Annotated in this window: 10 protein-coding genes and 1 pseudogene; 6 read left to right on the top strand and 5 right to left on the bottom strand. The window is 72.9% G+C overall.

The features are described from left to right. Positions 1 to 1,341: MFS transporter (locus tag Psi01_RS31165; protein ID WP_307819286.1), on the top strand; the 1,341-nt coding region annotated here is incomplete at its 5' end. Positions 1,342 to 1,446: 105 nt separating this feature from the next. Here Psi01_RS31165 and Psi01_RS31160 read toward each other — a convergent pair. Next, positions 1,447 to 2,634 carry a cytochrome P450 gene (locus tag Psi01_RS31160; RefSeq protein ID WP_204067708.1) on the bottom strand — a complete coding sequence of 396 codons (1,188 nt, stop codon included), beginning with the start codon at positions 2,632 to 2,634 and terminating at the stop codon, positions 1,447 to 1,449. Positions 2,635 to 2,721: 87 nt separating this feature from the next. Between Psi01_RS31160 and Psi01_RS31155 the strand changes: the two genes are divergently transcribed. Beyond that, entirely contained in the window at positions 2,722 to 3,318 is a 597-nt protein-coding gene (locus tag Psi01_RS31155) for a TetR/AcrR family transcriptional regulator (protein WP_204067707.1), read from the top strand. Between the two features lie 108 nt (positions 3,319 to 3,426). After that, entirely contained in the window at positions 3,427 to 3,759 is a 333-nt protein-coding gene (locus Psi01_RS31150) for a YnfA family protein (protein WP_204067706.1), read from the top strand. Positions 3,760 to 3,780: 21 nt separating this feature from the next. On the opposite strand, the gene Psi01_RS31145 is transcribed toward Psi01_RS31150, so the two are convergent. Both Psi01_RS31145 and Psi01_RS31140 read right to left on the bottom strand, forming a co-directional pair. Continuing rightward, positions 3,781 to 4,500 carry a cation efflux transmembrane domain-containing protein gene (locus tag Psi01_RS31145; protein ID WP_204067705.1) on the bottom strand — a complete coding sequence of 240 codons (720 nt, stop codon included), beginning with the start codon at positions 4,498 to 4,500 and terminating at the stop codon, positions 3,781 to 3,783. Beyond that, positions 4,497 to 4,922 carry an ArsR/SmtB family transcription factor gene (locus Psi01_RS31140; RefSeq protein WP_204067704.1) on the bottom strand — a complete coding sequence of 142 codons (426 nt, stop codon included), beginning with the start codon at positions 4,920 to 4,922 and terminating at the stop codon, positions 4,497 to 4,499. Before Psi01_RS31140 ends, Psi01_RS31145 begins: the two co-directional genes overlap by 4 nt. A 132-nt stretch (positions 4,923 to 5,054) precedes the next feature. Between Psi01_RS31140 and Psi01_RS31135 the strand changes: the two genes are divergently transcribed. Then, complete coding sequence (locus tag Psi01_RS31135) at positions 5,055 to 5,603, top strand: YciI family protein (RefSeq protein ID WP_204067703.1); 549 nt, start codon at positions 5,055 to 5,057, stop codon at positions 5,601 to 5,603. 97 nt (positions 5,604 to 5,700) lie between these two features. Continuing rightward, positions 5,701 to 6,390: a sensor domain-containing protein gene (locus Psi01_RS31130; protein WP_204067702.1), complete on the top strand. Its 690-nt coding sequence runs from the start codon at positions 5,701 to 5,703 to the stop codon at positions 6,388 to 6,390. A gap of 42 nt (positions 6,391 to 6,432) precedes the next feature. On the opposite strand, the pseudogene Psi01_RS31125 reads toward Psi01_RS31130, so the two are convergent. Next, positions 6,433 to 7,251, bottom strand: a pseudogene (locus Psi01_RS31125) (helix-turn-helix transcriptional regulator); the annotation flags it as partial. Positions 7,252 to 7,413: 162 nt separating this feature from the next. On the opposite strand from Psi01_RS31125, the gene Psi01_RS31120 reads away from it, so the two are divergent. After that, positions 7,414 to 8,895 carry an MFS transporter gene (locus Psi01_RS31120; RefSeq protein WP_204067701.1) on the top strand — a complete coding sequence of 494 codons (1,482 nt, stop codon included), beginning with the start codon at positions 7,414 to 7,416 and terminating at the stop codon, positions 8,893 to 8,895. Here the strand turns inward: Psi01_RS31120 and Psi01_RS31115 are convergent. Continuing rightward, positions 8,863 to 9,519 carry a TetR/AcrR family transcriptional regulator gene (locus Psi01_RS31115; protein WP_204067700.1) on the bottom strand — a complete coding sequence of 219 codons (657 nt, stop codon included), beginning with the start codon at positions 9,517 to 9,519 and terminating at the stop codon, positions 8,863 to 8,865. The two genes, Psi01_RS31120 and Psi01_RS31115, sit on opposite strands and share 33 nt — an antisense overlap. Between the last annotated feature and the right edge of the window lie 67 nt (positions 9,520 to 9,586).

Raw genomic sequence — 9,586 nt, 5'->3', positions numbered from 1 at the left:
CGGTCCGGCGGGGCCTGGGACGCGGTGCGGCATGAGCACCCTCGCTTCGGCCGTGGCGGTCCGGCCGGGTGGCACGGCGTGAACCTCCCGGCCACCGCCCCGGCAGGCGTCCGGCTGGGCCTGGCCGCCAACCTGGCCCAGTTCACCCTGCTGGTGGCGGTCAACGCGCTGGTCGGCGGCATGCTCGGCCAGGAGCGCGTCACGCTGCCGCTGCTGGCCGAATCCGCCTTCGGCCTGTCGGCCCACACCGCGGCGCTGACCTACATCCTGGCCTTCGGCGCCACCAAGGCCGTCACGAACTTCTTCGCCGGCACGCTCTCGGACCGCTACGGCCGCAGACCCGTGCTGGTGGCCGGGTGGCTGATCGCGTTGCCCATCCCGGCCATGCTGGCCTGGGGCCCGACCTGGGCCTGGATCGTGGCGGCGAACGTGCTGCTGGGCGTCTCCCAGGGACTGACCTGGTCGACGACCATCATCATGAAGATCGATCTGGCCGGGCCCGCGCGGCGCGGCCTGGCCATGGGCCTGAACGAGGCCGCGGGCTATCTGGCGGTGGCCGCCACCGCGCTGGCTACCGGCTATCTGGCCGAGGTCCACGGGCTGCGCCCGGCGCCGTTCCTGATCGGCGCCGCCTGTGCCGCCCTCGGCCTGGGCCTGTCGACGCTGGCCGTACGGGAGACCCGCGAGCACGCCCGGGCAGAGGCCGCCGTCCACCCGGCCGGCGGCCTCCATCACGCCGGGCTGTCCACCCGGCAGATCGCCTGGCGCACCAGCATCGGCGACCGCTCGCTGTCGGCGGCCAGCCAGGCCGGAATGGTCAACAACCTCAACGACGCCCTCGCCTGGGGCCTGTTCCCGGTCCTCTTCGCCGCCCACGGCCTGTCGGTCGCGGAGATCGGAGCGCTGGCCGCGCTGTATCCGGCGGTGTGGGGGCTGGGGCAGACGGCCACCGGCTGGTGGTCGGACCACGTGGGCCGCAAGCATCTGATCACCGCCGGGATGCTGCTCCAGGCCGCCGCCATCGCGCTCGTGGCGCTCGGGGACTCCTTCACCGTCTGGGCGCTCGCGCAGGTGCTGCTCGGCGCCGGGACCGCCCTGGTCTATCCCACCCTGCTGGCCGTCATCGGTGACGTCGCCCATCCGGCCTGGCGGGCCCGCGCGGTCGGCGTCTACCGGCTCTGGCGCGACGGCGGCTTCGCCCTCGGCGCGCTGCTGGCCGGTGCCGTCGCCGACCTCTGGGGATTGGAGGCGGCCGTCTGGACGGTCGCCGCGCTGACTGCGGCCTCGGGAGCGGTGGTGGCGGCGCGCATGGCCGAGACCCGCCCGGAGAGGACGCGATGAGCCGTCCCGCCCCGGCCGAAGAGCTGCCCTGCCCGGACCGCGACGCCGCCACGCCCGTCGGTCCACGGGTGGCCACGGCCGGGGGCCGCCTCTTCGCCGTGGTGGTCACCAGCTGACGGGCAGGGCGACCAGGCCGCCGGTCAGCACGTTCGCGTTGAAGGTCACCTCCTCCGGCGCGCAGTCCGGTTTCAGGGTGGGGAAACGGGCGATGAGCTGGGAGAAGACCACCTGGAGCTCGACGCGGGCCAAGGGCGCCCCGATGCAGTAGCGGGCGCCGTGGCCGAAGCTCAGATGCCCTGCGGCGGGGCGGTCGATGTCGAAGCGGTCCGGGTCGGCGAAGACGGCGGCGTCGTGATTGGCCGCGCCGATGTCCAGCAGCACCAGGTCCCCGGCCCGCACCCGCACGCCGGAGATCTCCAGGTCGGTGCGGGCGTAGCGGGGGATGCCGCCCCCGCCCAGGCCGGGTGCGCGCAGGATCTCCTCCACCGCCGCCTCGATGCGGGACGGGTCGGTCACCAGGGCCTGCCACTGCTCCGGATGGGCCAGCAGCCACAGCGCGCCCTCGTCGATCGCGGCGACCGTGGTCTCGTGCCCGGCGAACAGCAGGAACATGCCCATGGCGGCGGCCTCGTCATCGCCGACCCCGTCGGTGGCGGCCAGCCGGGAGATGACATCGGCGTCCGGGTCGCCCTCGGCCCGTTTGCGCGCCATGAGGCGCTGGCCGTAGGCGAACAGCTCGGCCAGGCCGCGCTCGGAGCGGGCGCGGTCGGTGATGTCGGCGGCGGCCTGGGTCCAGGTTCGGAACTGGGCGCGGTCCTCGTAGGGCACACCGAGCAGTTCGCAGATGACCGCGATCGGCAGCGGCAGGGCCAGGGCGGCGTGCAGGTCGGCGGGCGGCCCGGTGGCGGCCATCTCGTCCAGCAGATCGGCGGTGAGCGTCTCGACGCGGCCGCGCAGCGCGCGCATCCGCCTGGGGGAGAAGTGCGGCTGCAGCAGCGAGCGCATCCGCCGGTGGTCGGCCTGTTCGGTGTCGAAGTCACCCATCGGGCCGCCGAACATCGCCGACTCTCCCGTGCGGGAGGCGCGTTCGGGCTCGGGGTGGGAACGGCCGAGGCGGTCGTCGTCCAGCAGGCGGCGCACCTCCTCGTACCCGGTCACCAGCCAGGCCGGGTCGCCGACCGCGGTCCGGACGGCGTGGACGGGGCTTCGGGCCTGCAGTTCCCGCAGCAGCGGCGCGGGCCGCATGGGATGGACCTGCTCGAACGGCAACTGGACGGGGGCGGTGGACGGCATGGAGCCTCCATGGAGTAGAAGTCAGTTTGTATACTCCGGTGTCTATTAAGCTATATGTATACTTCGGGTTCTACAAGTGGAGGTTCGATGAGCACTTCCGAGGCGGGCGAGGAGGCCGCTGCGGCTCAGCCGGTACGGCGGCTGCGGCGTGCGGAGCGACGCGAACAGATCCTGGACGCCGCCACCCGCGCCTTCGCCCGCGCCGGGTACGCCGCCACCGGCCTGGACGACATCGCCGCCGAGGCCGCCCTCACCCGGGCGATGCTGTACCGGCACTTCGAGTCCAAGGCCGACCTGTACCGCGCGGTGCTGGACCGCGCCTGCCTGCGCCTGGCCGAGACCACCGGCGCCGACGACTTCGACGATGCGGCCATCCCCGCGCTGCTGCGCGCCGCGTCCGCCGACCCCGACGGTTTCCGGCTGCTGTTCCGCTACGCCGCCCGCGAGCCCGACTTCCGCGAGCTGATCGACTCCATCACCGCCGCCTCCCGCGAGGTCGGCCGCCGCAACCTGGCCCGCGTCATCCCGGAGGGCCCCTGGCTGGACTGGGCCGCCAACCTGATCCCCGGCTTCACCCTGGAGGCCGTCATCGCCTGGCTGGACGCCGGCCGGCCCGATCCGGAGCACGCCGCCGAGCGCATCGCGGCGGCCGTGCACGGCGTCATGGCCGCCGCCCAGCCCTGAGCGGCCCTGAGCAACTCTGGCAGGGCAGGCCTGGCGGCCTTCGTCGGGCTGCCGATCGCCGTGGGCCGGTGACGGCCCGGCCGCGAGCGTGCGCTGTACTGGCTGGTCATGACGATCGTCCGCTCGCTGGTGCTGTTCGCCCTGGCCGCCGTGTTCGAGATCGGCGGTGCCTGGCTCATCTGGCAGGGCTGGCGCGAGCACCGCGGCATCGCCTGGATCGTCGCCGGGATCCTGGCGCTGGCCGCCTACGGGTTCGTGGCCACCTTCCAGCCCGACGCCCACTTCGGGCGGATCCTGGCCGCCTACGGCGGGGTGTTCGTCGCCGGGTCCCTGGTCTGGGGCATCGTCATGGACGGCTTCCGTCCCGACCGGTGGGACGTGATCGGCGCACTGATCTGCCTGGTGGGGGTGGCGGTCATCATGTACGCGCCGCGCGGCTGACGCCGGGCAGGACGCGGCGGCTCACGCGGTGGGGTCCTGCCGGTCGCTCGCGCAGCAGCCGTCGGCGCAGGGGTCCGGGGTGGCGCCGGAGGGTACGGCCGGCGGGCCGGGGGTGCAGCAGGCGTCGCCGCGCCAGGCTTCGCGGCCTTCCTCGACCGCGACGGCGGCGATCACCAGGGCGGCGACCGGGTCGGCCCAGGACCAGCCGAAGGCGCTGTTGAGCGCCAGACCCACCAGCAGCACGCCGGACAGGTAGGTGCACAGCAGGGTCTGCTTGGAGTCGGCCACCGCGGAGGCGGAGCCGAGTTCGCGGCCGGCCCGGCGCTGGCCGTACGACAGGAACGGCATGATGACCAGGCTCAGGGCGGCCAGGATCAGTCCGGGCGTGGAGGGGGCGGCCTCGCCGGCGCCGAGCAGTGCCCGGACCGCGTCGAAGGTGACGTAGGCGGCCAGCGCGAAGAACGAGAAGGCGATGACGCGCAGCGCGGCCCTTTCCCGCCTCTCGTGGTCGGCGGCGGAGAACTGCCAGGCCACCGCGGCGGCGGAGGCGACCTCGACGGCGGAGTCGAGGCCGAAACCGATCAGCGCGGCGGAGGAGGCGAGGGTGCCCGCGGTGATGGCCACGGCGGCCTCGACCACGTTGTAGGTGATGGTCGCGGCCACCAGCAACCGGATCCGGCGCCGCAGCAGTGCGCGTCGCGCCGGGGAGGGGCCGAGGCCGGGCAGGTTGAGCGCGGTCATGCCGGTGCCTCCCCGGCCGCGAGCGCGGCGCCGTCGTGGTCGGTGGCGCCGGCGGCCCGGCGGTGGACGGCGGAGCCGGGGCGGAGCGTGACCGCGTGACCGGTGGCGGCCAGGAGCTGCTCGGCGGAGGCGAGCAGGTCCATCAGCTCGGGCCGGGTCAGGGAGTAGAAGGACTGCCGCCCTTCGGCGCGGTAGTCGACCAGGTTGCAGTCGCGCAGACAGGCCAGATGCTTGGACACCGTGGACTGGGCCAGGGCGAGTTCGGCGGTCAGGTCGACCACCCGTGCCTCGCCGCGGGCCAGCCGCTGCACGATGCGCAACCGGGTCTCGTCGGCCAGGGAGTGGAACAGCGCGGCCGCCGGAGGGATGCCGGCGGTGACGTCGGTGCCGACACAGGAACCGGCGTCATAATCAATCGCCATTAGGCGATGATAGCCCTTTTCGTGAATGTAATGATCGGGACGGAGCGTCGTCCGGCTTTTGTGATCTTCCGATGGCGTGCCCGGACGACCGGCATGAAGCGGTCGCCGCGGTTCGTGGTAGGTACTGTCGGCATGGAGTTCTTCTGTTATCACCGTGATCGGCCTGATTCCGCGGCGCTGCGCGACGAACTGCTGGAAGAGCACTGGGCCTACATGGACCGGTACGCGGCGGAGATGATCGCCCGTGGCCCGACCTTCGACCCCGGTGGTGACACGGCCACCGGCAGCGTGCACATCGTCGACCTGCCGGACCTCGCCGCCGCGCGGGCGTTCGTCTTCGACGAGCCCAACTACCAGGCCGGTGTGTACCGGGATGTGATGCTGCGCCGGTGGCGCAACGTGCTGGGGCGTACCATGTGGGACTTCCCCGGCGGCCGGGACGGCGGCAACCGGTATCTGGTGCTGGGCCTCGGCTCCGGGCAGGCCGCCGACCTCGTCCCGCCGCCCGGCCGGGACGAGCTGATCGCGTACGGGCCGCTGCTGTCCGACGACGGCGCCGCCTGGCTGGGTACGGCGCTGCTGGTCCGGGCGCCGGATCCGGATGCGGCACGCGCCCTCCTGACCCCGGACCGGTACGCCGGCATCGAGGTCCACGACTGGACGTTCGGCGGGCGGCGGTAACGGGCCCGTGGCCGCCGCCGGGGTAGGGCCAGCCCTACCCCGGGAAGCCTGCCGGCAGGATCGATCTCCCCTGGTCCGGGCTCATAGCGTTGTCCCCATGAACCTCCTCCTGCGCCGCATCGGCACCGACACCCGCTACCTGCTGCTCGGCTTCCCCCTGGCGGTGATCGCCTTCTGCCTGACGGTCACCGGTTTCTCCCTCGGTATGGGGACGGTGGTCATCTGGATCGGCGTGCCGATCCTGGGAGCCGCCCTGATGCTCGCCCGCGGCTTCGCCGACCTGGAGCGCCGGATGCTGCCCGAGGTGCTCGGCCGCCCGGTGGCCCGGCCGCGCTACCGGCCCGCCCCGCAGGACGCCGGGCTGTTCCGCCGGCTGGTGAACCCGATGACCAACGGCCAGTCATGGCTGGATCTGCTGTACGGCGTCGTGAACTTCCCGGTCGCCATCGTGACGTTCTGCCTCACCGTGACCTGGTGGGCCGGGGCGGTCCTGGGGCTGACCTATCCGATCTACGGGTGGATCCTCGAAGGGATCCCGGACAACAACGGCCTGGCCGAGCTGCTCGGCTTCGGCGACAGCGCCCTGATCGGCGTGGTCATGACCACCGCGGTCGGCGTGCTGTTCGCGATCACGCTGCCGCTGGTGCTCCGTGGTGCGGCGCTGGTGCAGTCGGGGCTCAGCCGCGCCATGCTGACCGTGGTGGCCGGGCCGTACGAGCGCATCGACGGGCCCCCGTTCGCTTCCGCCGACTGGTCCCGCGAGCACCGTGCCGCCTTCACCGCCTGAGACCGGTCCGAAGTCGAGAGCGGAGAGGTTGAGGAGATGCAGCGCGGTCTCGGAGGGCGAGCCGGGCTCGGCGCTGTAGGCGATGATGCGCTGCCCCGGTTCGCCGGGGATGAGAAGGTTTTCGAAATAGAGCTCCATCGGGCCGACGACCGGGTGACGGAAGCGTTTGACGCCCGAGGTGCACGTGCGTACCGGGTGGCGGGTCCAGCGTGCGGCGAACTCCTCGCTCTGGATGACGAGCCGGCCGATGAGCTCGGCCAGGCCGTGGTCGTCCGGATGGCGCCCCGCCGTCAGGCGCAGGGAGGCGACGGCGAGCGTGGCCTCCTCGGACCAGTCCGGATAGAGCTCGCGGAAGTGTCCGTCGAGGAAGAGCAGCCGGGTCAGGTTGGGCCGGGTGGCCGGACCGCCGGGGGCGGCGGGGTCGAGGTGGCCGGCGAGCAGCGCGTGACCGAGCCTGTTCCAGGCCAGGATGTCGTTCCTGCGATCCAGGATCAGAGCGGGCGCCTCGGTCATCGCCTCCAGCAGCCGCCGGGCCGAACGGCTCGCGTGCTCGGGCCGGACCGGGGCGGGCCGCGTGGGCGCCGAGGGCCGGGCGAGACGCTTGAGATGGGCCGTCTCGTCCTCGGTCAGCCGCAGGGCGCGGGCCAGCGCGCCGAGTACGGAGTCGGAGGCGCCCGCCGCCCGTCCCTGCTCCAGCCGGGTGTAGTGGGTCACGCTCACACCCGCGAGCATCGCGAGTTCCTCACGGCGCAGTCCTGACACGCGGCGGCGCGTGCCGTACGACTTCAGCCCCAGCTCCCCGGGATCCAGCCGGGCCCGCCGGCTCTTGAGGAAGTCGCCCAGTTCCTTCGCCCTGTCCATGTGTTTCATGATGCGTGCCGGGAGCGGCGAAGGGGCGGCGGGAGCCTGGTCAGGAAATGACCACCCTCCCGGTCACCGGTCCGAGCCCGGTTCTGGCCGGCCGCGGGGAGGCGGATGAGCCTTCTCTCGTCACAGTGACCGAGAGGAAAGGCTCTTGCGACCATGTCGACCGCTGACACCGCCGGCACGACCGACAGCACCGGCGCCGGCGCGCTCGGGACCGCGCCGCCGGGCGCGGCCCGGCGGCTCACGCCCCGGCTGCTGCTGGTGCTGGTCATCCTGCTGGCCGCCCAGTTCATGCTGGCCGTGGACTTCTCCATCCTCAACGTGGCCCTGCCGGTCATCGGCGCGGGCCTGGGATTCTCCCTGGCGCACCTGCAGTGGATCGCCACCGCCTTCGCGCTGTGCGCCGCCGGGTTCACGCTGCTGTTCGGCAGGCTGGCGGACCTCTTCGGCCGCCGCAGGATCTTCCTGGGCGGCCTCGCCGTACTGGCCGCCGCCTCACTGGCCGGCGGCCTGGCGCAGAGCCCGGAAGTGCTGATCGCCGCCCGTGTCCTCCAGGGACTGGCCACCGCGGCGGTCACCCCGGCCGGGCTCTCCCTGCTGACCACGTCCTTCCCGGAGGGGCCCCTGCGGGAGCGGGCGCTCGGTCTCAACGGCGCGCTGATGTCGGCCGGTTTCACCACCGGCGCCATCCTGGGCGGGCTCCTGACCGACCTGCTGTCCTGGCGGTGGGCGTTCTTCATCAACGTGCCGGTGGCCGCACTCGTCCTCGTCGCCGCCCCCACCGTGATCAAGGAGTCCGGGCCGGAGGGCCGGCCGCGGCTGGACGTGCCCGGCGCGGTCAGCGTCACTCTCGGCCTGCTCGCCGTCGTCTTCGGCCTCACCCTGGCCGGGGAACACGGCTGGGGTACGGCCGAGGCCCTCGTCCCGCTGGCCGTGGGCGGGCTGCTGCTGGTGGTGTTCCGTCTCGTCGAGCTGCGGGCCCCCGCGCCCCTGGTGCCCCCCGCGGTGCTGGGCAGGCGGACGGTCGCCTGGGGGAACGTCGCCGGGCTCATCGCGTTTCTGACCGAGACGTCCCTGGTCTTCCTGCTGACGCTCTACCTGCAGAACGTGCTGGGCTTCTCACCGCTGGCGGCCGGGCTCTCCTTCGGTGTGCTGGGTCTGGGCACCGTGGTCGGCGGCTCGATCGCGCCGAAGGTCATCGGCAGGATCGGCGCCCGCTCCACGCTCGTCGCCGGTGGCCTGGTGCAGGCCGTCTTCACCGCCGCCCTGCTCGGCCTGGGGGACGACCGTTCCTGGATGTGGCTGCTGCTGACGGCCACCTTCGCCGGCGGCGTCGGCAACATGCTGGTCATCGTCGGGTTCATGGTCACCGCCACCTCCGGCCTGCCCGACCGCGAGCAGGGCCTGGCGACCGGCCTGGCCACCATGACCCAGCAGATCGGCATCACCATGGGCACTCCGATCATGAGCGCGATCGTGACGTCGGCGGCCGCCGGGACCGGCGCGGCCATGCTCGGCGGTCTGAAGGCGGCCATCGCGGTGAACGCCGCCGTCGTGCTGCTGGGGGTCCTCACCAGCGTGATCTTCCTGCGCAGACCGGCCGGGTCAGCGGCCGGGGCCCTCGACGGCCCCTTGTGAGCAGAGCTGCGCGTGCAGGGTCCGGCCGGCCCACTGTTCCCAACGCTCGCGCGGCCAGCCGCGCTCGTGCACGAACAGCAGGTACAGCTCGGGACTGAGCAGGCCGTAGAGCAGGTCGGCGGCCTCTTCCGCCGGCAGCCCGGGCCGTGCACCGGGCTTGCCGACCAGGGCCTTGGCCGCCCTTTCCTGGACGGCGTACCGGGGGTCGGCCCCGCGGGGCCAGAGGGCGGCGACCTCGGGGTCGCTCGCGCCCGCCGCCTCCAGCATCCTGCCGATCGGCGCGACCCGTTCCAGGACCGAGGTCGTGCCCGTGACGTAGGCGCGCAGCATCTCGGGGGCGGAGCGGGCGGCCAGCGCGTTCACGTACCAGGGACGGTCCATCGTGGCCGTCGGCTCGTCATCGCCGGCGATCGTCACCTCGACCAGCTCTTTGAGCAGGGCGCGCTTGTTGCCGAAGACGAAGTAGATCGTCTGCACCGCGACCCCGGCCCTGTCGGCGACGTCCTGCAGGTTCGTCGCGCCGTACCCGTCCCGCACGAACAGCTCCAGCGCCGCCGCCACGATGCGCCGGCGGGTCTCCTGCGCCTTCTGCGCCCGTTTGCCGATCCGCTTGCCGTCGCTCACGGCTGGAGCCTATCTCTAGACTCGCTCACTAGAAGTGGACTCTAGATGTGTTCCCTGGAACCACGGG

It is taken from the genome of Paraplanobispora siamensis, from assembly GCF_016863175.1.
Taxonomy (GTDB): Bacteria; Actinomycetota; Actinomycetes; order Streptosporangiales; family Streptosporangiaceae; genus Planobispora; species Planobispora siamensis.
The sequence above is the reverse complement of the archived record's forward strand: the minus strand, read 5'-3'. Positions and strand labels throughout refer to the sequence as shown.

Excerpts from the sequence above, each read along its gene's own strand:
- Psi01_RS31160 (WP_204067708.1), bottom strand. The coding sequence starts at position 2,634 with ATGCCGTCCACCGCCCCCGTCCAGTTGCCGTTCGAGCAGGTCCATCCC.
- Psi01_RS31155 (WP_204067707.1), top strand. The coding sequence starts at position 2,722 with ATGAGCACTTCCGAGGCGGGCGAGGAGGCCGCTGCGGCTCAGCCGGTA.
- Psi01_RS31150 (WP_204067706.1), top strand. The coding sequence starts at position 3,427 with ATGACGATCGTCCGCTCGCTGGTGCTGTTCGCCCTGGCCGCCGTGTTC.
- Psi01_RS31145 (WP_204067705.1), bottom strand. The coding sequence starts at position 4,500 with ATGACCGCGCTCAACCTGCCCGGCCTCGGCCCCTCCCCGGCGCGACGC.
- Psi01_RS31140 (WP_204067704.1), bottom strand. The coding sequence starts at position 4,922 with ATGGCGATTGATTATGACGCCGGTTCCTGTGTCGGCACCGACGTCACC.
- Psi01_RS31135 (WP_204067703.1), top strand. The coding sequence starts at position 5,055 with ATGGAGTTCTTCTGTTATCACCGTGATCGGCCTGATTCCGCGGCGCTG.
- Psi01_RS31130 (WP_204067702.1), top strand. The coding sequence starts at position 5,701 with ATGAACCTCCTCCTGCGCCGCATCGGCACCGACACCCGCTACCTGCTG.
- Psi01_RS31120 (WP_204067701.1), top strand. The coding sequence starts at position 7,414 with ATGTCGACCGCTGACACCGCCGGCACGACCGACAGCACCGGCGCCGGC.